23 protein-coding genes and 1 pseudogene are annotated in these 25,563 nt (G+C 73.5%); 12 read left to right on the top strand and 12 right to left on the bottom strand.

Annotated elements, in window-relative coordinates; genetic code table 11:
• The first annotated feature begins 449 nt into the window (after positions 1-449).
• Entirely contained in the window at positions 450-2,891 is a 2,442-nt protein-coding gene (locus DTB53_RS27095; protein ID WP_106431683.1) for a GTPase-associated protein 1-related protein, read from the top strand.
• A gap of 82 nt (positions 2,892-2,973) precedes the next feature.
• On the opposite strand, the pseudogene DTB53_RS27090 reads toward DTB53_RS27095, so the two are convergent.
• The 4 genes and pseudogenes from DTB53_RS27090 to DTB53_RS27075 form a co-directional block, all read right to left on the bottom strand.
• Positions 2,974-3,108 (bottom strand): annotated as a pseudogene (locus tag DTB53_RS27090) (ATP-binding protein); the annotation flags it as partial.
• Between the two features lie 115 nt (positions 3,109-3,223).
• Positions 3,224-3,826 carry a polysaccharide deacetylase family protein gene (locus DTB53_RS27085; RefSeq protein ID WP_241777151.1) on the bottom strand — a complete coding sequence of 201 codons (603 nt, stop codon included), beginning with the start codon at positions 3,824-3,826 and terminating at the stop codon, positions 3,224-3,226.
• Between the two features lie 331 nt (positions 3,827-4,157).
• Positions 4,158-4,766, bottom strand: a complete 609-nt coding sequence (locus DTB53_RS27080) for a DsbA family protein (protein WP_012378542.1) — start codon at positions 4,764-4,766, stop codon at positions 4,158-4,160.
• A gap of 376 nt (positions 4,767-5,142) precedes the next feature.
• A complete protein-coding gene (locus DTB53_RS27075) occupies positions 5,143-6,696 on the bottom strand; it encodes an alpha/beta hydrolase (protein ID WP_012378543.1) in 1,554 nt (517 codons plus the stop codon).
• Between the two features lie 339 nt (positions 6,697-7,035).
• Here DTB53_RS27075 and DTB53_RS27070 point away from each other — a divergent pair, with 339 nt between their 5' ends.
• Together DTB53_RS27070 and DTB53_RS27065 are read left to right on the top strand one after the other, a co-directional pair.
• A complete protein-coding gene (locus DTB53_RS27070) occupies positions 7,036-7,506 on the top strand; it encodes a hypothetical protein (protein WP_042495826.1) in 471 nt (156 codons plus the stop codon).
• 57 nt (positions 7,507-7,563) lie between these two features.
• On the top strand, positions 7,564-8,220 hold the full coding sequence (locus tag DTB53_RS27065) for an SIMPL domain-containing protein (RefSeq protein WP_003965497.1): 657 nt from the start codon (positions 7,564-7,566) through the stop codon (positions 8,218-8,220).
• A gap of 85 nt (positions 8,221-8,305) precedes the next feature.
• Here DTB53_RS27065 and msrB read toward each other — a convergent pair whose 3' ends face one another.
• The 4 genes from msrB to DTB53_RS27045 form a co-directional block, all read right to left on the bottom strand.
• On the bottom strand, positions 8,306-8,713 hold the full coding sequence (msrB, locus tag DTB53_RS27060) for a peptide-methionine (R)-S-oxide reductase MsrB (RefSeq protein WP_003965498.1): 408 nt from the start codon (positions 8,711-8,713) through the stop codon (positions 8,306-8,308).
• A 50-nt stretch (positions 8,714-8,763) separates the two neighbouring features.
• The gene (gene murC, locus DTB53_RS27055; protein WP_012378546.1) at positions 8,764-10,164 is read right to left on the bottom strand and encodes a UDP-N-acetylmuramate--L-alanine ligase; all 1,401 of its coding nucleotides are present in this window, start codon (positions 10,162-10,164) and stop codon (positions 8,764-8,766) included.
• Positions 10,165-10,233: 69 nt separating this feature from the next.
• Positions 10,234-10,686 carry a hypothetical protein gene (locus tag DTB53_RS27050; RefSeq protein ID WP_030703740.1) on the bottom strand — a complete coding sequence of 151 codons (453 nt, stop codon included), beginning with the start codon at positions 10,684-10,686 and terminating at the stop codon, positions 10,234-10,236.
• Between the two features lie 161 nt (positions 10,687-10,847).
• A complete protein-coding gene (locus DTB53_RS27045; RefSeq protein ID WP_003965501.1) occupies positions 10,848-11,636 on the bottom strand; it encodes a pyrimidine reductase family protein in 789 nt (262 codons plus the stop codon).
• 37 nt (positions 11,637-11,673) lie between these two features.
• Between DTB53_RS27045 and zapE the strand changes: the two genes are divergently transcribed.
• The 4 genes from zapE to DTB53_RS27025 all read left to right on the top strand — a co-directional run bounded on the left by zapE (position 11,674) and on the right by DTB53_RS27025 (position 15,885).
• Entirely contained in the window at positions 11,674-12,768 is a 1,095-nt protein-coding gene (zapE, locus tag DTB53_RS27040; RefSeq protein ID WP_042495829.1) for a cell division protein ZapE, read from the top strand.
• 91 nt (positions 12,769-12,859) lie between these two features.
• Positions 12,860-13,285: an OsmC family protein gene (locus tag DTB53_RS27035; RefSeq protein WP_003965504.1), complete on the top strand. Its 426-nt coding sequence runs from the start codon at positions 12,860-12,862 to the stop codon at positions 13,283-13,285.
• A 139-nt stretch (positions 13,286-13,424) separates the two neighbouring features.
• Entirely contained in the window at positions 13,425-14,798 is a 1,374-nt protein-coding gene (locus tag DTB53_RS27030; RefSeq protein WP_012378549.1) for an alkaline phosphatase PhoX, read from the top strand.
• Between the two features lie 232 nt (positions 14,799-15,030).
• A complete protein-coding gene (locus DTB53_RS27025) occupies positions 15,031-15,885 on the top strand; it encodes a polysaccharide deacetylase family protein (RefSeq protein ID WP_012378550.1) in 855 nt (284 codons plus the stop codon).
• A gap of 112 nt (positions 15,886-15,997) precedes the next feature.
• Here DTB53_RS27025 and DTB53_RS27020 read toward each other — a convergent pair whose 3' ends face one another.
• Positions 15,998-16,195: a hypothetical protein gene (locus tag DTB53_RS27020; RefSeq protein WP_003965509.1), complete on the bottom strand. Its 198-nt coding sequence runs from the start codon at positions 16,193-16,195 to the stop codon at positions 15,998-16,000.
• An 85-nt stretch (positions 16,196-16,280) separates the two neighbouring features.
• The gene (locus DTB53_RS27015; RefSeq protein WP_012378552.1) at positions 16,281-16,955 is read right to left on the bottom strand and encodes an AIM24 family protein; all 675 of its coding nucleotides are present in this window, start codon (positions 16,953-16,955) and stop codon (positions 16,281-16,283) included.
• A 71-nt stretch (positions 16,956-17,026) separates the two neighbouring features.
• Between DTB53_RS27015 and DTB53_RS27010 the strand changes: the two genes are divergently transcribed.
• From DTB53_RS27010 to DTB53_RS26995, 4 genes are all read left to right on the top strand, one after another.
• A complete protein-coding gene (locus DTB53_RS27010) occupies positions 17,027-17,749 on the top strand; it encodes a peptidyl-tRNA hydrolase (protein ID WP_042495833.1) in 723 nt (240 codons plus the stop codon).
• Between the two features lie 124 nt (positions 17,750-17,873).
• Positions 17,874-19,268 (top strand): MbnB/TglH/ChrH family RiPP precursor modification enzyme, encoded by a 1,395-nt coding sequence (locus DTB53_RS27005; protein WP_042495835.1) that lies wholly within the window; start codon positions 17,874-17,876, stop codon positions 19,266-19,268.
• A gap of 5 nt (positions 19,269-19,273) precedes the next feature.
• Complete coding sequence (locus DTB53_RS27000; protein ID WP_012378555.1) at positions 19,274-20,296, top strand: TIGR04222 domain-containing membrane protein; 1,023 nt, start codon at positions 19,274-19,276, stop codon at positions 20,294-20,296.
• A 145-nt stretch (positions 20,297-20,441) separates the two neighbouring features.
• Positions 20,442-22,004, top strand: a complete 1,563-nt coding sequence (locus DTB53_RS26995) for an alpha/beta hydrolase (RefSeq protein ID WP_012378556.1) — start codon at positions 20,442-20,444, stop codon at positions 22,002-22,004.
• Positions 22,005-22,157: 153 nt separating this feature from the next.
• On the opposite strand, the gene hemQ is transcribed toward DTB53_RS26995, so the two are convergent.
• Entirely contained in the window at positions 22,158-22,886 is a 729-nt protein-coding gene (gene hemQ, locus DTB53_RS26990; RefSeq protein ID WP_012378557.1) for a hydrogen peroxide-dependent heme synthase, read from the bottom strand.
• Positions 22,887-22,890: 4 nt separating this feature from the next.
• Positions 22,891-24,366 (bottom strand): protoporphyrinogen oxidase, encoded by a 1,476-nt coding sequence (hemG, locus tag DTB53_RS26985; protein ID WP_012378558.1) that lies wholly within the window; start codon positions 24,364-24,366, stop codon positions 22,891-22,893.
• Between the two features lie 126 nt (positions 24,367-24,492).
• Between hemG and DTB53_RS26980 the strand changes: the two genes are divergently transcribed.
• On the top strand, positions 24,493-25,500 hold the full coding sequence (locus tag DTB53_RS26980; protein WP_012378559.1) for a DUF4349 domain-containing protein: 1,008 nt from the start codon (positions 24,493-24,495) through the stop codon (positions 25,498-25,500).
• The last annotated feature ends 63 nt before the right edge of the window (positions 25,501-25,563 follow it).

Genomic DNA, 25,563 nt, shown 5'->3' with positions numbered 1-25,563 from the left:
CGAAGCACGCCCTAACGGCACGTGACAGGTCACAGCGTTTCCCCGTTCCTCCTCGACGCCGCGTCGATCATAGGTTCGCCCGGTAGGGCGGGCGGGGGGCGCTGAGGGACTGTTACCTCGTCGGAACATGCCCGCACCCCTCGGTGCGTCGGGCCCGCCCCCCTCTCCCTCGGTCGGCCTCGGCCAGGAAGGCGCCGACGCGCTTCGACGAGGGCGTCGGGCCCGTCGCCGCCGGTGTCGTGGTCCTCGGCCACCCCCGCGGTGAGCCTCACGTCGCCCATGGGGCCGACGTCGTACGGCCGCCCTCGGGCCAGCGCCTGACGCAGCGTAGGGATTCGGTCCCCGTCCTTGATAACGTCGCCCCCGCGGCTGCGGACTTCTCCCCCCGACCCCAGCCGTACGGGGTGGGCACGGGGAATCGGGCGCGGCAGGACGAAGAGGGCCGACAGATGAGCCTTGCACAGGTGCACTACACCTCCGCCGCGCCGGGGGACGAGGGGGCGGCGGGCCGGTTCACCGCGGTCGGCCCGGGGGTGTCGGGCGCCCTGCTGGCGGAGATCGAGCCCCTGGTGCGCTACGAACTGCCCGGGGGCGTCGCCGACCGTCCGTCGGACAGCGAACTGCGCTCGCTGCCCCAGGCGTTCGGGTACTTCGTGTTGTCCGACGGCAGTCGACTGATAGCCCGGTCGGCCCCGGTACGGGACACGGGCGGCACCGGGTCGGGGGTCCGGTTCCACGCGCACGCGGTGCACCTGCCGCCGGGGGTTCCGCTGCCGGACGACCGGCTGCCGGTCGAGGCGTGGCGGTCGCCGCACTGGGCGGCGGCGACGCCGGGCGGGCCGGCACCGGACCCGTTGACGCTGCCGCCGGGTCCGACGCCGGTCTCCGAGGGCCTCGACGACTTCGCCGTCTCGCGCGGCCCCTGGCTCGCGGCCGTGCTGGCGGATCTGCGCCGGGCGAGCGACGCGGAGGAGGGGGCCGGCGGGGGGCCGGTGGTGCTGGTGGAGCGGCAGTGCGCGGACGTGGCCCGGTGGCTGGGGCTCGCGTCGGTGACCCTGCCGAGGGAGAGCGCGGAGCGGCTGACGTTCACCACGTACACCCGGCGGCCGGAGGGTTCGGTGTCGCGGGTGGTGGGGGTGGGGCCGGACGACGCGGAGACGGCACGGGCGGCGGGCCTGCGGGTGCACGTGTGCGCGGGGCGGGCCCCGGTGGGCGGTGCGGACGACGTGTGGGCGGCGACGGCGGCCCGGGTCTGGCGGAGCCGGTCGCCGGAGCTGTTCCGTGAGGCGCGGGAGCTGCCCGGGGAGCCGTTCGCGGCCGGCCCGCTGGCCGTGACGGCGCTGTGCGCGGGGATCGTTCTCGGGCCGAAGGAGCGTGCGGCGGCGGCCGGTTGGGCCGCCGATCGCCCGTACGCGCTGGACGCCAAGCGCACGGGCCAGTTGGTGGAGGCCCTCACCTCCCCCGCCGTCGACGACCGTACGGGCGCCGAGTTCGACGCGGCGGGGCGGCTGTTCGGCGCGCTGGAGGGCCGTTGCCCGGCCTCGGTGACCGCCCCGCTCGCGGCGATGCTGGTCACGGAGGCGGTACGGGGCGGCAACGGCTCCCTGGAACTGCCGCGCCGGGAGGCGTTCGAGGGTCCGGAGGGGGCGGAGGTCGCCGAGCGGCTGGGCCCGGAGATCCTGACCGAACTGGCCGACACCGTCGGCTCGCGCTCGGTGGCGCGCACCGTGCAACTGCTGCGGGTGGCCCGGCTGCTGGGCGTGGACGGCAGGGAGTCGCTGCCCGGGGTCGTGGACCGGCTGGCGCCCGCGCTGCTGGCGGAGGCGGCGGCGCAGGAAGGCCCGCCGGGCTTCGCGCCGGCCCTGCTGGAGCTGTTGGACGAGCAGTTCGAGGTGCGGACGGCGCTGCTGGGCGCGCTGGACCGGATCGCACCCGGGGACCCCGGGGCGGTGGCCCGGTTCCTGGAGCGGGTCACGCTGCCGTTCACGGGTACGCAGGCGCTGCCGCATCTGCGGATGTGCGCCGAGGTGCCGGAGGCGATGGCGACCCTGGGCGGTGACCGCGCGGCGGTGTGGCACCGGGTGCTGCGGGCGGCCGGCCTCTCCCCCTTCGCCGAGCCGCTGGTCCTGCGCACGGCGGCCGGCCTGGTGTGGGAGGACCGGGCCCCGACGGTCGGGGAGGCCCGGCTGCTGCTGGACGCGGCCACCTCGGACGCGCACCGTACGGCCGGTACGTGGGCGCGTCTGGTGGACGCGGCGCTCAGCCCGTCCGACGCCGGGACGGACGAGGCCGCCGGGCTCGCCCACGACCTCCTGCGCGGCTTCCCCGAGGAGATCGGCGGCCGGGAGCGGGCCGGGCTCCTGCTGCTCGACCTCGTCCGCGAACTGCGCACCGGAGCACCCGAGCCCGGCTGGGCGGAGCGGGTCCGCACCCTGTGCGCCCGGGCGGAGCCGGTCGACCCCGCGCTCCGGCAGCGGGCTCACGCGGCCCTGGTCGAGCGCCTGCTGGCCCCGGACCGCCCGGGGGCCGAGCTGTACGACTTCGTCCACGGCGAGGACGACGAGCTGATCGCCGCGTACGACCGGACGGCCCGGACGGAAGCCGTACGCACCCGGCTGCGCACGCAACCCGCCTACGCGGCGGACTGCTTCACCGTCTGGACGGCCCACCCGCACGCGGGCCGCACCTGGCCCCCGGTGGCCGCCGCCCTCCTCGACGAGGTTTTGCGCCCCGCCGTCCGCGGGATGTCGGCCGAGGACGTGGCGGAGGTCGAGGCGACGGTGGGCCGCACGGGCAGCAGCGGGCGGGCGGAGGCCTTCCGCGACTGGAACCGGTCGAGCGCCCTGGGTCGGCTGGGCCGCCGGATCGCGGGGCGGGTGCGGCGGGGGTGAGGGGGCCGGGGCCCGCCACGCCTCGGAAGAGGCCGGAAGGTGCGGGTATCCGTTCGCATCCAGCGCTGAACCCGGGCGGGGGTCAGTACAGCAGGTCCAGCTCCGCCCGGACCGTCTTGCCCGGGTTGCGGTCGAGGACCGCCCAGCGGTCGGCCAGGGCGTCCACGATCAGCAGCCCGCGCCCGCTGTCGGAGCCGTCCTCCGGCGCGGCGACCTCACGGCTGGTGGAGCGCGCGGCGGTCATGCGCCGTCCCGACCGCCCATGGGCGCCGGCGGGGGCGGGCGCTGTGCGCGGCACCGCCCCCGGTCGGCGTCTCGTCGGCACCCGGACGTCAACGCCAGGGCGCTGCCTTGGCGTGGAAGGTCAGGCCCGGCCACGCCTCGACCGGTGTGGGTGAGTACACGATCCGCCCCGGGCACACGCCCCGCTCGGCGAGCCCCTGGACGATCTTCGGAATGGCGGCGAGGGTCGTCGGCAGACCGTCGTGCATCAGGATGATGCCGCCCGGCTTCACGGTGAGCGCGTTCGCCACGATCGTCTCGGTGGGGATACCGCTCCAGTCGACGGTGTCGGCCGTCCAGATCACCTCCGTCATCCCCAGGCGGGCCGCGTCCCGCCGGGTCCGTGCGTCGGTGCTCCCGAAGGGCGGCCGGAACAGCGTGGGCGCACGGCCCGTCTGAGTTCGGACGACGCGGCTGGTGTCGCGGAGTTCGGCGAACGCGGTGGCAGCGTCGAGCTGCACGAGATCGGGGTGGGTGGAGGAGTGGTTCCCGACCTGATGGCCCTCGGCGACGATCCGCCGTGTCCCGGCCCGCTGCCCGTCGGCCAGTGTGCCGGTCACGAAGAACGTCGCCCTGGCCCGTCCGGCGTCCCGCAGCGCCTTCAGGTACGCGGCCGTGGTGCCCGTCGGGCCGTCGTCGAAGGTCAGGGCCACGTACCCCCCGGAACAACGGCTCCCTGAGTCGGCTGTCCGCGCGGACGCCTGCGGTAACGCGAGCGACGCCATCAGCACCGCCACAGCAGCGCTGAACCCTATGCGCGCTCTGTATCGCCTGCTCATACGGGGAATCCTCTCCAGGGGTGGACCGGTGAACCAGCGAGGCACCCAAGCCGCGCGAAGCAGCGGCTCACTCACCCATATCCGCCCTGGGTATGGCTGCGGCCGGACGTCACACACATGACGCAGGACAGTCCTGTCCCACGGAAGAACGCGGCAAACGCGGGAAGCCGTGTGGCCGGCCCCGGGAGAACCCGGCGGGGCGCCGTCAGTCCAGGTTCAGCTCGGCGAGGAACGCCTCGGGGGTCACCGCGTAGCCCATGGGGTTGATGACGGTGACGGGGCGGCCGTCGAAGACCACGGTGGGCGTGCCGGTGACCCCGCTGGTCTCGAAGGCCGCCGAGACACGGCGGGCCCAGGGGAGGTAGAAGCCCTCGGTCACCTTGCGGTCGAAGTCGGGACCGCGCAGTCCGTCGACCTCCTCGGCCAGGCGCAGCAGGACACCGGTGTCGGCGAAGGCGTCGTCGTCCTCGGCGGGTTGGGCGGCGAACAGGGAGCGGATGTAGCGCAGGGCGGTCGCGGCGCCCGCGTCCGACGCAGCTCCCACGGCGCTCAGTGCGCGCAGCGACCCGGTGCCGCCGGCCCCGTCGTCGATGAACGTGGCGAACCGGTGCTCCAGGGTGACGCGGCCCTCCTCGGCCAGCTTCTCCATGACCGGGCCGAGGCCTCGTTCCATGCGTTTGCAGAAGGGGCAGCGCAGATCGGCGTAGACCCGCAGGGTGTGGCCGGGCGGCGCCCCGGTGTCCTTGCCGTGGACGAGGACCGTGCCGCCGGGGCCGGTGGTGTTGGCCGGCACGGGGGTACGCGATGACGTCATGGTCGCCTTTCGGATGGCTGTGCGAACGTGCTTCCCCGGCGAAGGCGGTGACGCGGACCCTCTTCTCGGTGAACTGCCCACGACCGACAGGTCCGCGTGGTGCGCCCGGACAGGAACCGGCACCGATCGTGTCAGGAGGGCACCCGGCGCAGGAGTCTCCTCGAGGCGATCCGCTCGCGAGCCACTCCCCCGGGTGACAGGGTGCGGCCCTCTGCCGAGGTCCCGGCGGCGACGCGGTTCACCGGTCCGGTGGTGACACCCGTGCATCGAGATCACGGGTGGCCCGCTGACGAGGGTGGGGCTGTCCGGCCCGGGCCGGACAGCCCCACGACACGATCTCCGGCGGCCTTCTGCCGGGGGATGCCTCCGTCGGGGCTCAGCTGCCGGCGAAGGGGTGGCGGGCCGGTGCCGCGGCGGAGCCCGGCGAGGCGGAACGGGAGTCGGCCTCGGGGAGCGGATCGGCCCGGCAGGTGACGTCCCGGGCCGGAAGCCTGCCGGTGGTCAGGTACCGCGTGGCGACGTCGTCGGCGCAGGCGCTGATGCCGAGCGCGTACACGCCGTGGCCCTGCCCCTCGTCCACGGTGACGAGCCGGGAGCCCTTCAGCGCCCGGCGCAGGCCGAGTGCGGCGGCCAGGGGGGTCTGCGAGTCCCATGCGTTCTGGACGATGAGTGCGGGAACCTTGTTGTCGATCTTGGTGGCCGGTTCGACCGGGCGGTCCCAGTAGGCGCACGGGAAGATGTTCGACACGGAGTCGCCGTACAGGGGGTAGCGGACGCTGTCGCGCCGGGAGTCGGCCCGGTAGACGGCCGGGTCGGTGGGCCAGCGGGTGTCACCGCACACGATCGCGAGGTAGCTCGCCAGTTCGTTGTCGGTCGGCACGAAGGTCGGGAAGGGCGGGACGGGCTTGCCCGCGGCGGCGTCCCGGAGCAGTCCCAGGGTCCTGGCGGCGACGGAGGGGTGGGTGATCTCCCAGCGGATGTACTCGCGGACCTCGGCGCCGTCGAACCTGGTGCCGCCGAGGTCGAGCGGCTCCCGGTCGGCGCGGGCGACGATGTCCCAGAACAGCCGCTCGACCTCGGCGGACGTGTCGCCGAGTCCGTACCGTGCCGCATGACGGGCGGTCCACTCCGTCCACCGGTCGAACGCGGGCTCGGCCTGCTCCGCCCAGGACTGCCCCATGCCCCTCCAGACCCGCTTCGGGTCGACCGCGCTGTCCAGGACGAACCGGTCGACCCGCTGCGGGAACAGCTGGGTGTACACGGATCCGAGGTAGGTCCCGTAGGACAGTCCGAAGTAGGAGATTCTCCGTTCCCCGAGGGCCGCGCGGACGATGTCCATGTCGCGTGCCGTGTTGCGGGTGGTGATGTGCCGGAGTGTCTCCTTGTTGCGGTTGCGGCACCGGTCCGCGATGTCGCGCGCCCAGGCGACGTCCTGGGCGAACGTCGCCTCGGTGTAGGGCCGGTACGTCAGCCGTTCGTCGGCGGTCGTCGTGCCGCAGGCGAGCGGACTGCTGGCGCCGACCCCGCGCGGATCGAAACCGATCAGGTCGTACCGGTCCTTCACGGACTGCGGCAGAAGACCGCTGAGCGCCAAGGGGTAGAAGATCCCGGAGCCGCTGGGGCCGCCCGGATTGAAGATCAGGACGCCCCGGCGCTCGGCCGGGGCCGCGGCCTTGATCCGCGAGAGTGCCACATCGATCTTCCGGCCGCCCGGCCTGCGGTGATCGAGGGGCACCTCGAGGGTCGCGCACTGGACGGTGGCGGGGATGTCACCGCCGCACCCCTGCCAGCTCAAGGAGGAGGCGGCCGGGGCGGTCGCCGAGGGGCCGGCCGCGGGCGCGGCTGCGGCCGTGGTGCCGAGGAGGGTGGGGGTGAGCAGGGCGGCGACGCCCAAGGCGATCTTGGAGGTCCATCTTCGTCTCAGGAGCAAGGGAGTGCCTTCGTTCGCTGGGATGGTAAGGGCGCTCAGTGGTCCGGAGGGACGGACCGCAGGCCGTCGGAAAGGCTAACGGCCCTACGGGACAGGCGAGTTCGGATGCGCAGTTTCAGCAGAGCACCGGGCTGAGGAGTGCTGCGCCCCGACGGAGGGGGCGAGGGGTGCGGGGTCGGGCCGCCCCCGCGATCACCGGCGTCGCCGTCCGGGGGCGCGAACATCGGCCTCGGGCCTTCCGCCCGGTCCGCGCGGCGGCGCCGGGCGGGTAACGTAATGAGGTACGACCGATCGACTCGTGGGCCTCCTGGCGGGCTGCGTGAACCCAGGAGGAGCACCATGACGACCAACCGTGGACGCAAGGACGTCATCCGCGACCGGATGGCCGCCACCGGCGAGTCGTACAACGTCGCCGCCCGCAACCTCAAGGCCATGAAGGACACCGCCGCCACCCGCGACGCCGTCCTCGTGCAGCGCTGGACGCCCGCCGACTCCTTCGACGTCCCCTGCCCCTGTGGCGGAACCTGCGAGCCGGGCGAGACCTGCGACCACTGCCACGCCCGCCACCGGCACGTCAAGCGCTACCCGGGCTCCACCACCGAGGTCGAGACCTGGGCCGACCGCTACGAGTGCACCGGCTGCTCCGCCTCGTACACCCTGACCATCCACCTCTCCGGGCGGCCCTGGGGCGTCGCCGAGACCGTCGTCCGGGGCGGGTCGGCCGAGGAGACCGTGCAGGCGACCGTCTTCCCCGGCGTGATCCACCCGCTGCTGCGGTCCGAGGCCGACGGCGGGGGCGGCGACCGGTGATCCTCCGCCCGTGAAAGGGCGCGTGCGGACGGTGTCCCGCCTGCTTGGATGAGCCGCATGAGAATCGATCAGTCCATAGAGACGCCCTGGGGCATATCCGTCTTCGGCGCGGCGAGCATCGACGCCGCCCCCGATGTGGCGCGGCTCCGGGTGGCGATCAAGGAGACCCGGCAGCAGGCGGGCGAGGCGTTCGAGGTCACCCGGCGCGCTGTCAACCAGGTCCGGGAGGTCGTCCGCGGCCACGGCGTGCCGGACCGGCACGTGTCCACGTCCCGGCTGAACCTGGAGTCGTCCTACGTCTACGGCGCCGAACGCAAGTTCGTCGGCTACGAGTGCACGGCGTCCTTCGTGATCGAGCTGCGCACGCTGGACGCGCTGGAAGCCGTGCTGGTCGACGTCGTGGAGGCCGGGGCGAACGAGGTCGGCGGCGTCGAGTTCGACGTGCGGACGAAGAAGGAACTGCGCGCCGAGGCCCGCAGGGCCGCGGTGGCCGCCGCCCGCGAGAAGGCGGCGCTCTACGCGGAGGCGGCGGGCGTCCGGCTCGGCGGGGTCGTCCACATCAAGGACGTGGACTCCGAGCAGTTGCAGAACAGCTACCGCTCGCACGGCAGGAGCGCGGCCGGTGACGGCGAGGGCGACCTCACTCCCGGCCGGATCACCGTCACCGCGGGAGTCGTCATCGGCTTCTCGATCGTCGGGGACGTCGAGACCTGAGAGGCCCGGAGCCGGGAGGGGAGGCCCGGAGCCCTGGCCCCGCGGTGCGGGTCGCGGGCTCCGGGCCTCCCCTGTACGGCTGGTCTCAGCTCTCGTCCGGCGCCAGGGTCAGCGAGATCGAGTTGATGCAGTAGCGCTGGTCCGTCGGGGTGGGGTAGCCCTCGCCCTCGAAGACATGGCCCAGGTGCGAGCCGCAGCGGGAGCAGCGCACCTCGGTGCGGACCATGCCGTGGGTGCGGTCCTCGACCAGCTCGACCGCGTCGGTGTCCTTCGGGTCGTAGAAGGACGGCCAGCCGCAGTGCGACTCGAACTTGGTGTCGGAGCGGAACAGCTCCGCCCCACAGGCCCGGCAGGAGTAGACGCCCGCCGTCTTGGTGTCGGTGTACTCACCCACGAAGGCGGGTTCGGTGCCGGCCTGGCGCAGCACCGCGTACTCGGCGGGGGACAGCTCCTCCCGCCACTGCTCGTCCGGCTTCTCCACGTCGTACGACACGTCCCGCTCCTCAGCTCGACAGGTGGTCGCTCGGTCCGGTCTCCACTCGGCTACCGGCCGCTCGCCAGGTGGTCCAGGATGCGCGGGCCGAGGTCGGTGACGTCGCCCGCTCCCATGGTGAGAACAAGATCTCCGGACTTCGCCATTCCCGCGACGGCGGCGGGGACGTCGGCCTGGTCATGGACGGCGGTGACCTCGGCGCCCGCCTCCTTCGCCGCGTCGATGATCAGGGCGCTGGTGATGCCCGGGATCGGGTCCTCGCGGGCCGGGTAGATGTCCAGGACCACGGAGGCGTCGGCCCGCGCGAGGGCCTGGCCCATCTCGGTGCCCAGCTCCTGGGTGCGGGAGAACAGGTGCGGCTGGAAGACGACCAGGATGCGGGCGTCGGCGGCGGCGCCGCGCATGGCCTCCAGGTCGGCGGTCATCTCGGTCGGGTGGTGCGCGTAGGAGTCGATGACCTGCACGCCCGCCGCCTCGCCCTTGAGCTGGAGGCGGCGCTTGACCCCGGTGTAGCTGCCGAGGGCGGAGGCCAGGTTGTGCGCGGGGATGCCGAGGGCGACGCCCGCGGCGAGCGCGGCGACCGCGTTGTGGGCGTAGTGGGCGCCGGGGACCGAGACCGTGAAGGTGAGGAACTTCCCGTTGAGGAGGACGGTGACCTCGCTGGTCAGGCCGCGCGGGGTGACCTTGTGGACGCGTACGTCGGCGTCCTCGGCACAGCCGTAGGTGACGACCTTGAGGTCGGAGAGGTCGCGGACCCGGCGGGTCAGCTCGACCGCGCCCGGCTGGTCGGCGGAGACGACCAGGGTGCCGCCGGGGACGATCTTGCCGACGAAGGTCTCGAAGGAGTCGTAGATCTCGTCCATCGAGGCGTAGTTCGCGTGGTGGTCCAGCTCGACGTTGAGGACGATCGCGACCTCGGGGTCGTACTTCTGGAAGCTGCGGTCGCTCTCGTCCGCCTCCGCGACGAAGATGTCCCCCTCGCCGTGCGTGGCGTTGGTGCCGGGGCCCTCCAGGTCGCCGCCGATGGCGTACGAGGGGGCCAGGCCCAGCGAGGAGAGGGCGACGGCCAGCATGGAGGTGGTGGTCGTCTTGCCGTGCGTGCCCGCCACCGCGATGGCCCGCAGGCCGTTCATCAGGGAGGCCAGGGCGTCCGAGCGGTGGACGACCGGGACGGCCAGCTCGCCCGCCCGGAGCAGCTCCGGGTTGTCGGCGCGGATGGCGCTGGAGACGACCACGCAGGACGCGTCGTCGGCCAGGTGGCCCGCCGCGTGTCCGATGTGCACGGTCGCCCCCAGCGCCCGCAGGGATTCGGCGGTGGCGGACTCCTTCGCGTCGCTGCCCGCCACCTTCGCTCCGCGCTGGGCGAGGATCTTCGCGATGCCCGACATTCCGGCGCCGCCGATGCCGATGAAGTGGGGTCGTTCCATGGCGGCGGGAATGCCGGGTGCCATCAGTGCTCCTGCGTGGTCGCTGCGGTTCGGACGGCGGCCGGGGGCCGACCCGGACCGCGCGGCTTCAGCCTATTCGCTGTGCGCGAAGAGCTTGAGCACCGGGACACCCACCTTGTGCCGGGCGCGGGAGGCCCAGTCGCGGTGGAAGAACTCCTCGACGTAGTGGGGGGCGGTCAGGACGATGACCTCGTCCGCGCCCGCCTCCTCGACGACGGTCGTCAGTTTGTCGAGGGGGTGGTCCTCGATCACCTGGCCGATCGCTTCGGAGCCCGCGTCGCGCAGGGCCCGGAGGGAGTACTCCAGGCCGATCTGCGCGGTCTCGCGGGCCTCGTCGCCCTCCGGCTCCTCCCCTTCGCGGACCGCTTCCTTCAGCTCGCCCATCGCCACGTCGTCGATCGCGCGCAGCAGGACATCGGCCTGGTCACCGCGTGGCTGCAACAGAACGACGAACGAGATGCGCTCCTCGCCGTGGAGCGTGGTGACGAAGTCCACGTCCTCGGGAGTGAGCGGCTTCTCGATCATCAAAACGCTTGTGAACACGACAGGCGCCCTTCCGCTTCTTCGTCTCGTCGACCGCCGGCTCGACCGTCGACGGTCGTTTGCTGAAACCATCCTTCCCCGTGCTTCCACGGGGTGCAGGGGTAAGTGTGCCCATCCGAAGCTAAGCGGAACGGTAAATTCCGCTATCTGTCGGTCCGACGGTACCGAGAGAAGAGGAAACCGGCCTCTTCCAGCAGTGATGCGAGGAAAAAACGTTCCGGCACGGCGACTCCGGGCCCCCCGGCGATCCGCTGAGCGTCACCCGCGGTGAGCATCGGGGACAGGGTCAGACACAGCTCGTCCAGCACCCCGGCCGCCACGAACTGGCCCAGCAGCCGGGGCCCGCCCTCGGTGAGCTGCCGGGTCAGCCCCCGGCCGGCCAGCTCGCGCACGAGACGCGCCGGGTCCACCCGGGTGCCCTCGCCCGCGATCACCACCTCGGCGCCCGCCTCGCGGGCCGCCGCGATCCGGTCGGCGGGGGCCCCGGCCCCGGTCACGACGAGGGTCGGGACGAGCGGCTCGGTGAACAGCGGCAGCGCGAAGTCCAGCTCCAGGGAGCCGGACACCACCGCGACGGCGGGAGCGGGGCCCTGTCCGGCGGCGGCCCGCCGCGCGGCGAACGCCTCCCGGGCGCGGGCCGGACGGTAGCCCTCCTGGCGTACGGTCTCGGCCCCGGCGACGACCACGTCGGCCAGGCCCCGCAGGGTGCCGAAGATCCTCATGTCCGCGGCGCAGGAGATGGGCTGCGAGCGGCCGTCGTGCTGGGCGGCCCCGTCGAGGGTGGAGACCATGTTGGCGCGCAGCCAGGGGGTCCCGTCCGGGAGGCCGGCGGGGTAGGCGTACGCCTCCGCCAGCTCGTCGAGGCTCCACTCGCGGTCGGGGGCGGCGGCGCCCGTCGTTGTCAGGTCCGTCACAGGGAACAGGCTTCGCATGGGTTGCAGTCTGGCACGGGCCTTAGGGTGGAGAGTTGTGTCGTCATCCACCGCGTTTCCGGGGCAGAGCCCCCTTGCCGAAACGGCCCCGCTGTCCCTGTGCGCCCGTGAGCCGCACGTCCCCGCAGACCGTCTGGTCGCCGAGATGGTGCCGCCGCCGCGCTTCGACTCGGTGCGCTTCGACACGTACGTCCCCGACCCGAACCAGCCCAGCCAGAGCGAGGCGGTCACGGTCCTGGAGGAGTTCGCCGCCGGGCTCGGCGGGGCGCACGCGACGGGTTCCGGCCGCCGCAAGTGGTTCGGGAGCAGGAAGCCCGCCGCTCCGGCCGGGCCGCGCGGGGTGTATCTCGACGGCGGCTACGGCGTCGGCAAGACCCATCTGCTGGCCTCCCTGTGGCACGCCACGCCCGCCGAGCCGTCACTGAAGGCGTTCGGCACGTTCGTGGAGCTGACGAACCTCGTGGGCGCGCTGGGCTTCCAGCAGACCGTGCGGACCCTCAGCGGGCACCGGCTGCTGTGCATCGACGAGTTCGAGCTCGACGACCCGGGCGACACCGTACTGGTGTCCTCGCTGCTCAGCCGGCTCGTGGAGGCCGGGGTGGCGCTCGCCGCGACCTCGAACACCCTGCCGGGCAAGCTCGGCGAGGGCCGGTTCGCCGCCGCCGACTTCCTGCGCGAGATCCAGGGCCTGTCCGCGCACTTCCGCCCGCTGCGCATCGACGGCGAGGACTACCGGCACCGGGGTCTGCCCGAGGCGCCGCCGCCGTACGACGACGAGCAGGTCACCCGGGCCGCGTACGCCACTCCGGGCGCGTCCCTCGACGACTTCCCCGGGCTGCTGGACCACCTGGCCCGGGTCCACCCGAGCCGGTACGGCGCGCTGACCGACGACCTCCGCGCGGTCTGCCTGACCGGGGTGGGGGCGGTGCCCGACCAGTCGACCGCGCTGCGCCTGGTGGTGCTGGCGGACCGGCTGTACGACCGGGAGGTCCCGGTGCTCGCCTCGGGGCTGCCGTTCGACCGGCTGTTCAGCGACGAGATGCTGAACGGCGGGTACCGGAAGAAGTACTTCCGGGCCATCTCCCGGCTGACGGCACTGGCGCGTGACGCGAAGGGTCTGGTGGCGCAGTAGGTTCGGGGGCGTAACGCAACGGGACGCCGCGCGTGACGAGGTGTTCCGACTTATCCCGTACAACTACGCAGACCGTTCGAAGGGATCCAGCATGGCTACCACGCGTGTGGCGCACACGAACTGGGAAGGCAACCTGATCGAGGGCAAGGGGGTCGTCACCTTCGACTCCTCCGGCATCGGCGACCACCCCGTCTCCTGGCCCGCCCGCTCGGAGCAGGCGAACGGGAAGACGAGCCCCGAGGAGCTCATCGCCGCCGCCCACTCCAGCTGCTTCTCGATGGCGCTCTCCCACGGTCTCGCCGGGGCCGGCACCCCGTCGACCCGGTTGGAGACCAAGGCCGAGGTGACCTTCCAGCCCGGTACGGGCATCACCGGCATCCACCTCACGGTCGTGGGCGAGGTGCCCGGTCTCGACGAGGCGGCTTTCGTGAAGGCCGCCGAGGACGCCAAGGCGAACTGCCCGGTCAGCCAGGCGCTCACCGGCACGACGATCACCCTGACGGCCTCGCTCGCCTGACCTTCCGCGCAGGGCTGCTCCCAACGGGGTGGCCACGGCGGCGACACGGGGCGCGGGGGCACGCATGGTTCCCCCGCGCCTCTGTGCGTGCTACACACGTGCGGGTCACTTCACCTGTCCGCCAACAGGGAGTCACCTCATGTCATCCGCACCCCGCACGTCCGCGACACGACGCCAGGTCCTGGCAGGCAGCGGCGCAGCCGCCGCGATCGCCTTCACGGGAGCCTTCTCGGAACTCTTCGCGGGCACGGCCGCCGCACGTGGCCACGACGGCTACGGCCCCCTCGTCCCCGACCCCGACGGCCTGCTCGACCTGCCGAAGGGGTTCCGCTACCGGGTGCTGTCCCGGGAGGGCGACCCCCTGCGCTCCGGCGAGGGGCTGGTGCCGGGCAACCACGACGGGATGGCGGCCCTCCGGGGCCGCAACGGGCGGATCCACCTGGTCCGCAATCACGAGAACCGGCACACCGCCAGGATCGGCGTGCCGACCGTCGAGGGGCTGACGTACGACCCGGCGGCCAAGGGCGGCTGTACGTCGCTGGAGCTGGACGGCCGCAACAAGGTGCTCGGCGAGCGGGTCGCCATCGCGGGTACGGCGGTCAACTGCGCGGGCGGGCCCACCCCCTGGCGCACCTGGCTGACCTGCGAGGAGAACGAGGACAAGGCCGGGACCAACGGGTACACGAAGGACCACGGCTTCATCTTCGAGGTGGACGGCGCCGATCCGCGCCGCACCGGGGCCGTCCCGCTGACCGCGATGGGCCGCTTCCAGCACGAGGCGATCGCCGTCGACCCGAAGTCCGGGATCGTGTACGAGACGGAGGACGCGTTCGACAGGCCGTTCGGGCTTTTCTACCGCTTCCTCCCCGAGAAGCCGCTCGGCGGCACCGGTTCGCTCCGGGCGGGCGGGGCGCTGGAGGCGATGCGGGTGCCGGGCGTGCCGGACCTCTCCTCCGTGCAGGAGACCGGGACGAGCTTCGACCGGATCGAGTGGGTCCCCGTACCGGATCCGCTGGCGGCACAGACCCCGATCCGGTTCCAGGACTTCGGGCCGAAGGGCATCACGCACGCCCAGAAACTGGAGGGTTGCTACTGGGGCGGCTCGTCCGTCTACTTCGTCTCCAGCTTCGCGCGCAGCGACGAGGGCTCGGCGGCCGACCACTACGGACAGGTCTGGCGCTACGAGCCGGGCAAGCGGCGGCTCACCCTGGTCGTGATCTTCGGCCCCGACACCGATGTCCAGCTGCCCGGCGAGTCCCCCGACAACATCTGCCTGGCCGCCGACGGCGGGCTGATGGTCTGCGAGGACGGCGGTGGCGCGCAGCACGTGCTCGGGGTGACCCGGCGCGGCGAGGTGTACGCCATGGCGCGCGGGCGGCAGAACATCGGGACGCCCGAGGAGCCGGAGTGGGGGGAGTTCGCGGGGGTCGCCTTCTCCCCGGACGGCTCGACGATGTACGTGAACTGCTATACGCCGGGGACGACGTTCGCCGTGACGGGGCCGTGGTGCTGAGCTGGGTCCTGTCGTCAGACCGCCGTCGTCGCCCGAAGGGCGGCCCCATGGGGTCAGGTGCGTGCTCTCGGCGCGCCCGGTGCGGCGAGAGCGTGCATGACCCCGCGGGGCAGACGGAAGTCTGACGACAGGGCCCGGGTCGCCGGGGCACTCCGCCGGGCACCGGAGCGCCATCGCCCGAAATAGTCCTATTGTCGGATATTTTCCGTGTGTGATCACTGCTGCGCGGAAAATGCGGAAGACGACGACTCTGGCGGTCGCGTGCGTCCTGACCGGCGCCGCCCTGGCCGGGTGCGGGGGCCCCGCCCCCGCCCCGGAGCCCCCACCGGCCTCCATCCCGGCTCCCGCCGCACCGGAGAAACCGCCCACGATGGCGCCCGGACCGGCGGGCCGCACCCCGGTGTTCGAACGGAGGCCGACGAGCGGGGGCGCGGCCGGCCGGGCGGCGGAGAAGGTCGTGGCGCTCACGTTCGACGCCGACATGACGGCCGATCAGGGCCCCCGCGCGGCCGGGGGCGAACGCTTCGACAACCCGGAACTGATCGCGCTGCTGCGCCGGCTGAAGGTGCCCTCCACCGTCTTCATGACCGGGCGCTGGGCCGAGGAGTACCGGGCGCAGGCGAAGGCCATCGGCACGGACCCGCTGTTCGAGATCGCCAACCACTCCTACAGCCACCACGCCTTCAGCTCCCCCTGCTACGGCCTGCCGGTGGTCGGGAAGGACACGATGGCCCGCGAGGTGGAGCGCGCCTTCGCGGCGTTCCGGAGGGCGGGGGCTCGGAACGTGGTGCCGTACTTCCGTTTCCCCGGCGGCTGTTACGACGACACGGCGCTGCGCGCCCTGGCCCCGGCCGGCGTGACGGCCGTGCAGTGGGACGTGGTCAGCGGCGACGCCTTCGCCACGGACGCGGACGCGGTGGCCGAGCAGGTCCTGGACGGGGTGCGGCCGGGCTCCCTCGTGGTGATGCACTGCACCCGCAGCGCGGCCCCGGCCACCGAGGCGGCCGTCCGCCGGATCGTGCCGGAGCTGCGCGAGCGCGGCTACCGCTTCGTGAAGGTGTCGGAGTTGATGGCGGACAGCCCCTGAGAGTGCCCCCGACAGCCCTCGGACCGCGCCGGCCTCCGGGCCGTTCGGGCTCACGGCCACGGCGCCCCGGGCCGGCGTTCCCCGGATCCGGCCGTCCCCGTCCGGTCGGGACCTAACCCGAGCACGCCGTCCGGGCCGCTTCCTGCCAGGCGCAGACGGGGCACAGCGTGGCGCCCCTCGTCGACTCCGGGTACTCGGTCGGCTCGCGGCACAGCACGCACGCGGCGTACGGAGGGCCGTCGGCGGCACCGCCCGGCGGGGCCGGCGCGACCGGGCCCGGGGTCGCGCAGAACGTGTCATCGGTGTCCACGCCCACGAGCCTACTCAATCGACCCCGCGCGGCACCCGGGCGCCGCGGAGGCCGTGCCGGTGGCCCACGCCCGCGCGTTCCACCGTCAGTTGGAGGTCTTCTCCGGCCTGGCCTCGCTGGGCCGCACGATGACGAAGCCCTCACCCTGGAGCATCAGCTGGACGGCCTCGCCGGATCCGCCGCGCACCATCGAGCCGACGCTCTGCGAGCGGTTCAGGCTGGTCGTCAGCTGCTGGCTCCAGCCGACGACCGCGTCCGTGTCCACGTACACCGGCTGGGCGCCGGTCACGGGGATCACGATCGGGGTGCCCTCACACATCAGGCCGAGCTTGCCGTAGCCCGTGAACACGCTGTTGAAGAGGCCGCCGCCGACCATGCCGGCGCCCTTCACCGTCTTGATCTCGTAGGAGAGCGTGGGGTCGAAACAGAGGACGTTGCGGCCGTTGATGGTGATGGAGTCGCCCTGGTCCAGCTCGACGATGAAGCAGTTCGCCGCCTCGTGCGCGAACCACGCCTCGCCCTGGCCCCGGACCGCCATGAGGGCGAGCCCCTCGCCGGTGACCGCGCGCTTGAGCATGCCGCCGAGGCCCTGCCCCTTGCGCTCGAACTGGAGGTTGCCGCGGAAAGCGATCATCGAGCCCTGCCGGGCGTGCATCTCCCCGTTGACCGCGTACTTGATCGATTTGCTGTTCTGCAGGGTCATGCCGGGGGCGGTGGCCGGCTGGGCCATGTGCTCGCTGGAAAAGAGATCGCTCTTCATGCGGAGCATCCTCACCCGGACCCCGTCGTTCCGCCAAGCAGGTGACGGGCCCGGCCTGGCAGACTGGGACGGTGACCAGCGACGACACTCCCGCCCCCGAGAGCCCGTTCCACGACGGCCCGACCGACCGCGACCAGGCGCGGCAGTTCGTGCTGCCGCTGGTCCTCCACCTGGAGAAGACGGACCCGCCCGCCCGCACCGACGCGCTGCGGGCCGCGGCCCGCGCGGTGCTGACGATCCTCTCCGACGAGCGGTCCCACGGGGACGGCGCGTGGGCCGGGGCGATGCGGGACTGGCAGGACGCCCGGATCCGCAAGGTCGTGCGCCGGGCGCGGGGCGCGGAGTGGCGCAAGGCCGCGGCGTTGGACGGCATCACGGTGACGGGCGAGGACGGCGCGGAGGTGCGGGTGTTCCCGCCGATCCCGCTGGACGGCTGGCCCAAGGAGCTGGCCAAGCTCCAGGTGTCGGGCACGGATCTGGACGACCCCGGGCCGCCCGCCGCGCCCGACCTCTCCGAGCCGGTGCTCTGGCTCAACCCGGAGCTGGGCATGTCGGCGGGCAAGACGATGGCCCAGGTGGGACACGGGGCGCAGCTGGCCTGGTGGGAGCTGTCCGACACCGAGCGCAAGGCCTGGCGCGAGGCGGGTTTCCCGCTCTCCGTCGCCACCCCCGGCGCGGAGCGCTGGCGGGAGCTGACGGTGAGCGGGCTGCCGGTGGTGCGCGACGCGGGGTTCACCGAGATCGCACCGGGGTCCTGCACGGTGATCGCCGACCATCCGGCCCTGCGCCGCTGACGAGGCCCCGGTGCGGGAACCTCAAATCCAGCTCTGAACGTCTCCTTGGTCGGGTTCATCGCCGCCTGACGGGGCCATGACCCCTGTACAGAACGAGGTGAGCAGGGGGGACGGGGGAAGCACCATGGAACTGGGCATCGGCATCGGCTGGCGGCCGGAGATCGCGGACGAGGTGGAGGCGCTGGCGGGGATCGACTGGGTCGAGGCGGTCGCGGAGAACCTCTGCGCCGACCATCTCCCGGACTCCCTCGTACGGCTCCGGGAACGGGGCGTGCGGGTCGTACCGCACGGGGTCGCGCTCGGGCTCGGCGGCGCCGACCGCCCGGACCCGGTGCGCCTGGCCTCCCTCGCGGCGCGCGCCGAGCTGCTGGGGACGCCGCTGGTGACCGAGCACATCGCGTTCGTACGGGCCGGGGGGCCGCTGACCGCGTCGCCGAGGCTGGAGGCCGGGCACCTGCTGCCGGTCCCGCGCACCCGGGACGCCCTGGACGTGCTGTGCGAGAACGTGCGGATCGCGCAGGAATCGCTGCCGGTGCCGCTCGCCCTGGAGAACATCGCGGCGCTGATCACCTGGCCGGGCGAGGAGCTGACCGAGGGCCAGTTCCTGGCGGAGCTGGTCGAGCGGACCGGGGTACGGCTGCTGATCGACGTGGCCAACCTGCACACCAACCACGTCAACCTCGGCCAGGACCCGGCGAAGGCGCTGGACGAGCTGCCGGTGGAGGCCATCGCGTACGTCCATGTGGCGGGCGGGGTCGAGAAGAACGGCGTCTGGCACGACACGCACGCCCACCCGGTGACCGCCCCGGTCCTCGATGTGCTGGCCGAGCTGCGTTCCCGGGTCGACCCGCCGGGCGTACTGCTGGAGCGCGACGACGCCTTCCCGCCCGCCGGGGAGCTGGCGGGCGAACTGGACGCGATCCGGGCGACGCTGCGGCGGGCGGCGCCTCCGACCCGGGGCCCGGGCGCGGCTCCGGGCGTGGGCTCGGCTTCGGCTTCGGCTTCGGCTTCGGCTTCGGCTTCGGCTTCGGCTTCGGCTTCGGCTTCGGGTGAGGGTCCGGGCCGCGCGGTGCGGGGCGGGGACCGTCCGCCCGTCGCCCCCGCGCCGGCCGGGGCCCGTGACCGTACCGCCGTCGCGCAGGCCGCGCTGCTCTCCGCCCTGGTCGCCGGAACGCCCGCGCCCGAGGGCTTCGACCACCGGCGGCTGCGGGTGCAGAGCCGGGCGCTGGCCGCCAAGCGCGCGGACGTCGTCGCCAAGGTGGCCCCCGAGCTGCCGGAGATCCTCGGCGACGGCTACCGCGCGGCCTTCCTGGCGTACGCCGACGGCCGTCCGATGTCCGGCGGCTACCGGCGCGACGCCCTGGACTTCGCCGAGCACGTGCTCATCGCCGGCGGCCCCGCCGACCCGGCGGCCCGACGCCGGCTGACGTACTGGTGGCAGGACCGGGCGGGCGCCCGCCCGCCGCGCCGTGGCACCCGGCTGATCCGGGCGGCCCGTGCCGTCCTCGTGGGGAGGTGACCGCCATGAACACGCTCGCTGTGCTGGCGACCCTCGGGGTCGCCGTCTCCACCGTGCTGCTCGTCGTCAGGTCGGGGGCCGAACGGTCCCGCCGTCCCCCCGCGAGTCCCGACGCCACCCTCCACGACCTGTACGAGGTCGCCTTCCTGAACGGCGGTCCGGCCAGGGTCGCGGACACCGCGCTGACCGCCCTGCACGCGGACGGCCGGCTGGCCGTCGGTGGGCCCGGCATCGTCGCCGTACAGCGGTCACAGGCGAACGACCCGGTGGAACGCGCGGTGTTCCAGGAGCTGGCCGCCGCCCCGAACGGCGCCCTGCACGTCCTGCGGGAAGCGGTGATGCGGCACCCGGCGGTCCAGGAGGTCGGCGACGGGCTCGCGGCGCGCGGGCTGCTGGTGGCGCCCCACCGGCTCCGGCCGCTGCGGCGTTGGGCGGTGCTCCAAGGGGTGGCGTGCCTCGTCGCGCTGCCGTTGAGCCTGGTGCTCACGTTCGTGCAGTACGCCATGGACGACTCGGCGCCCTTCGCCGTCCCGTTCCTCGTGAAGATGCTGCCCGCGATCCTGATCGGCGGGCTCACCGGGCTGATCGTCGCGGGCTCCTCCGCGAGCCGCATCACGCAACCGGGCCGCGACGCCGTCCTGGCGTTCCGCACCGCGCACACCCACATCTCGACGCCCGCCCATCTGGTCGCCACGATGGGGCCCAGCACCCTGCTGGACCCGGTGTTCCGGGACCAGCTGATGGCAGCGGCTCGGCTGAGCGCTCCGCGTCGGCGGCCCTCCGGGGGCGTCGGCGGAGCCACGGCGACGGGTGCCACCGCCGTCGGCGTGGCGACGGTCTGGTGCGCCGCGTCCGGTCCGGGCGGCTCCAGTTGCGGCGGGTCGACCGGGGGCGGCTCGGGGTGCTCCTCGGGGTCCGGCTGCGGAGGCGGCGGCGGGTCGAGCTGCGGCGGTGGCTCCAGTTGCGGTGGCTCCAGCGGCTCCAGCTGTGGGGGCGGGGGCGGCGGCTGCGGCGGGGGCGGGTCGTGAAGCCGACTCCGGGCCCGAACAAGGCGCTCATGTACCGGTACTGACCGCCCATCAGGGTGGATTCGGCCGACATTCCGGGGCGGTGCTGGACCTGTCCGCCTGACCGCCCGACCCTTCCTCTCCGCATCCGCAGAGAGGCACGCGCGTGAGAACTGCTGCGCTCTACACATCGATCGGCTCCCTGGTCCTGTCCGCCCTCGCCGCCGCTCCGGCGGGGGCCTGGGAACGCCCTGGTTCCGCCGAGGCCCGGGGCACCGCGATCGCCGCCGCCCGGGCCACCGCCGCCGGGATCGACTTCACCGCCTGCCCCGAGGGGGAGATGCTCCCGGACTCCCTGAAGTGCGGCACGGTGAAGGTGCCCCTCGACTACGCGGAGCCGGACGGGCGGCAGCTCGAACTGACCGTCAGCCGGACGCCCGCCACCGGTCCGGCGCAGGAGCGGCAGGGCGCGTTCGTCTACAACCCGGGCGGCCCCGGCGCCTCCAGCATCACCTTCCCGATGGCCGGGGAGCTGCCGGAGTGGAAGGAGATCGCCGGGGCGTACGACCTGGTCGGCTACGCCCCGCGCGGGGTGAACGGCTCCTCCGCCCCGCTGACCTGCCAGGACCCGGCGGCGTACACGAAGGGCCCGACCGACGCCCCGACCCACCCGACACCGGAGTACAAGGAGCGGCGCGTCGCCCGTGCGAAGGCGTACGCGCGGGGCTGCGCGGACCACGCGGGCGAGACGCTGCGGCACTACACCTCGCTGAACAACGCCCGCGACCTGGATGTCCTGCGGGCCGCGCTCGGCGAGGAACGGCTGACGTTCATGGGGGCGTCCTACGGGACGTACTTCGGCGCGCTGTACGCGACGCTGTTCCCCTCCCACGTACGGCGCATGGTCTTCGACTCGGTGGTCGACCCGGATCCCGAGCAGATCTGGTACCGCTCCAACATGGGCCAGTCGCTGGCCTTCGAGGCGCGGTGGGAGGACTTCCGCCGCTGGGTGGCCAAGCACGACGACGTCTACCACCTGGGGGACACGCCCGCGTCGGTGCAGCAGCACTACGACCGGGTGCGCGCCGAGCTGGCGGCGAAGCCGGCGGGCGGGAAGGTCGGGCCGGGGCAGCTGCACTCGGCGTTCCTGGGGGCCGGTTACTACGACGACTACTGGGCGATGCGGGCGACGGCGCTGTCGGAGTACGTCCGGGGCAATCCGGAGCCGCTGGTCGCGCAGGCGTCGCCGCGCGCGGTGGCGGCGAAGGACAACGAGAACGCCCAGGCGGTGTACACGGCCGTCGAGTGCAACGACGCGCCCTGGCCCGAGGACTTCGAGGTGTGGGACCGCGACCACACGGAACTGGCACGCGTCGCGCCGTTCGAGACCTGGGACAACGCCTTCTCGAACCTGCCGTGCGCCTTCTGGCCGGCTCCCCGGCAGCGGCCGCTGGAGGTCGGGACGCGGTGGGGCGAGCTGCCGCCGGTGCTGATCCTGGCGGCGGAGCGGGACGCGGCTACCCCGTACCAGGGGGCGCTGGAGCTGCGGAGGCGGCTGCCCGGTACTTCGCTGGTGACCGAACGGGACGCCGGGACGCACGGCATCGGCGGTGCGGGCAACGCCTGCGTGGACGATCACCTGCGCCGTTATCTGCTGACCGGTGAGGTGCCGGGGCGGGGCGCGGACTGCGCCGCGCACCCGGAGCCGAACCCGGTGTCGCTGGACTGACGCTCGCCGCGTACGGAGCGGGGGCCGCCGCACCATCACGGTGCGACGGCCCCCGAAGCCGAACCCGGTGTCGCTGGAGGAGCGGACGGCACGGCAGGTGCCTCGTGTCCGCCCTTCTGATCTTCCGGGTTGGGGTGGTGCGGGACTCGCTGGTTATGCGAGCCCGGCCACCAGGTCTGCGACGCTCTTCCTGCGGCCCGTGTAGAACGGGACCTCCTCGCGCACGTGGAGCCGTGCCTCGGAGGCGCGCAGGTGACGCATCAGGTCGACGATGCGGTACAGCTCGTCCGCCTCGAAGGCGAGGATCCACTCGTAGTCGCCGAGCGAGAACGAGGCGACGGTGTTGGCGCGGACGTCGGGGTAGCCCCGGGCCATCTTGCCGTGGTCCGCGAGCATGCGGCGGCGGTCCTCGTCGGGCAGCAGGTACCAGTCGTAGGACCGGACGAAGGGGTAGACGCTGATGTAGTCGCGCGGCGTCTCGTCGGCGAGGAACGCCGGGATGTGCGACTTGTTGAACTCGGCGGGGCGGTGCAGCGCCATGTTCGACCAGACCGGGTCGAGCGCACGGCCGAGCTTGGTGCGCCGGAAGAGGTTGTACGCGTCCTGGAGCTGGTCCGCGGTCTCGGCGTGCCACCAGATCATGATGTCCGCGTCGGCCCGCAGTCCGGACAGGTCGTAGGTGCCCCGGACGGTGACGTCCTCGGCCGCGAGCCGGTCGAACAGCTCCTGGACCTCCTCGGCGTATCCCGCGCGGTCCAGCGGGAGCACGTCGCGCAGTTTGAAGACCGACCACAGGGTGTAGCGGATGACCTCGTTGAGGTCCTTGGCCTTCTTGCCGGCGTTCGGACTCTTGCTTGATGTCACAGTCTCAGGAGCACTCATACGGCTATTGTCCCGCCTCGCTCCCGGTGCCCCGCACCAGGGTCGACGTGGTGATGATCTCTCCCGTGATCTCCCGCGCGATCTCGTCGGCCGCCCGGTGCGCGCTCGCGACGCAGGCGGGGATCCCGACGCCGTCGTAGACCGCGCCGCAGACCCGCAGGGCGGGGAGCTTGGCGACCTCGTCGCGGATGCGGGCGACGCGGGCGAGGTGGCCCACCGGGTACTGCGGCAGGCCGCCGATCCAGCGGGTGACCTCGGTGTCGACGGGCCGGGCGGTGAGGCCGGTGGCGGCGGCGAGGTCGCGCAGGGAGACGGCGACGAGCTCCTCGTCCTCGCGGTGCAGGTGGTCCTCCTCGCCGTAGCGGCCGACGGAGGTACGGAGCACGAAGAGGTCGGGGGCGGCGTCCGCGACCCACTGCCACTTGTTGCTGGAGAACGTGGACGCCTTGATCGTGTGCCCGTCGACCGGCGGCACGAGGAAGCCGGAGCGGCCGCGCAGGGCCTCGTGGTGCTCGATGTCGGCCCGCCGGAAGGCCAGGGTGACCAGGGCCATCGAGGCGTACTCGACGCCGGACAGCTCGGCGGAGGCGGCCGGGGACTCGGCCGCCAGCAGGGTGCCCGCGGACCAGGCGGGGGTGGCCAGGACGATGCCGTCGGCGGCGATCGTCCGGGCGTCGGTGCGAACGGCCCAGCCCGACTCCGTACGGGTCAGCCCGAGGACGGGGGTCTCGGTGCGGATCTCGCCGCCGCCGGCCCGTACGGCGTCGGCGACGGCGGCCGGGAGGGTGCCGATGCCGCCCGCGAGGCCCTGGAAGACGGGGCCGGTCAGCTGCCTCGCGGCGGCCCGCTCCTGGATGCGGCGGACGCCCTCCAGCAGCGGCCCGCCCTCCTTCACCGCCTCGAACAGCTGGGGGACGGCGGCGCGCATCGAGATCCGGTAGGCGTCACCGGCGTAGACCCCGCCGAGGAGGGGCTCCACCAGCCGGTCCACGACCTCGCGGCCGAGCCGGTCGGCGACGTACGCGCCGACCGCGACGTCGTCGCCGACGGGGGTGGGGGTGAGGTCACGCTCCTCGGCGATCCGGGCCAGCCCCTCGGGGGACAGCACCTCGCCGAGGACCGCAGGATCGCCGGGGACGCCCATGACGTGGCCCTTGGGCATCGGGCGCAGCGCGTCGCGCGTCCAGAGCGAGGCCGTGGCGGTGGCGGGCGGCTGGAGCCGGTCGCCGAGGCCCACCGCCTCGGCCAGGGCGACCGCCTCGGGGCGCCGGGCGAGCATCGACTCGGCCCCCAGGTCGACCTGGACGCCCGCGATCTCGCCGGTCATGAGCTTCCCGCCGACCCGGTCCGTCGCCTCCAGGAGGGTGACCCGCAGTCCGGCGGCGACCAGGTGGTGGGCGGCCGCCAGGCCGGCGATGCCGCCGCCGATGACGACGACGTGGCCCGGGGGCGTTTCCGCACACTGTTGAGAACGCTGCATGGGTCCACTCTCTCAAACCCGCTCCGCGTCCCGACCGTGACCACTTCGAAACCAGCCGCCGGCAACCGGCCGTGGAGCGGCCGCGTCGAACCGGCACGATCAACCACCTTCCTGGGGGGACCAGTTATGGAACGGAACAGCGGAACCGATCGATCCTCGGCCCGTGGGCGGGCCGTGCTCGTGGCCGGGGTGCTCGGCCTGGTGCTCGCCGTCGGGGGCTGCGGGGCGTCCAGCGATGTGTCGGGCGGCAACGAGAAGGCGGCGGACGGGAAGGCCGCGCCGCGCGAGGGGTTCGCGGACGGTCCGGACGGGGCCGGCGCGGACGAGGGCGGGGCCGCGTCGTCGGCCCGGGAGCGGGCGGACGGGAAGCCGTCCGGGTCGAAGGCGGCGCCGAAGCCGGGGACGGCGGCCACCCACGTCATCCGTACCGCCGCGCTCTCCGTCGAGGTGAGGAGCGTGCCGAAGGCGGTGGCCGCCGCGCGCGCCGTCGCGGAGGGCGCGGGCGGCCTGGTGGCGACGGAGAACACCGAGCGGCTCGACGACACCTACGAGACGTCGCACCTGGTGCTGCGGGTGCCGCAGGACCGCTTCCAGGAGGTGCTGCGGGAGCTGGCCGGTTCCGGGAAGCTGCTGTCGCGCACCTCGAACGCGAAGGACGTCACCGACCAGGTGGTCGACGTGGAAAGCCGGACAGCCACGCAGCGCGCGAGCGTGGCCCGGGTACGGGAGCTGATGGACCGGGCGGAGAAGATCAGTGACGTGGTCGCCCTGGAGGGCGAGCTGAGCAGCCGTCAGTCCGACCTGGAGTCGCTGCTCGCCCAGCAGTCGAGTCTGAAGGACCGCACCTCGCTGGCGACGATCACTGTGGACCTGACGCCGCCGGACGCACCGGACGCCGACGGGCGGGAGGAGGACCCCGGGTTCCTGGACGCGCTGGGCGGCGGCTGGGACGCGTTCGTGACGATGCTGCGGTGGATCGCGGTGGCGTTCGGGGCCGCGTTCCCGTTCCTGCTCACCGCCGCCCTGCTGGCGCTGCTGGTCCGGCGGGTGCTGCGCGCCCGGCGGGCGGCCCGCGGGACCGTTCCGGCGGTCACGGCGCCCGCGACCGGGAAGGACGGGGCCTCGGCCCACTGATCCGCTGCGGCGTCGTAGCGTGGGGCCTGGACTCGCCGATGCGGCGAACCGGCGGAAGGGACC

It is taken from the genome of Streptomyces griseus (genome assembly GCF_900460065.1).
GTDB lineage: Bacteria > Actinomycetota > Actinomycetes > Streptomycetales > Streptomycetaceae > Streptomyces > Streptomyces griseus.
The sequence above is the reverse complement of the archived record's forward strand: the minus strand, read 5'-3'. Positions and strand labels throughout refer to the sequence as shown.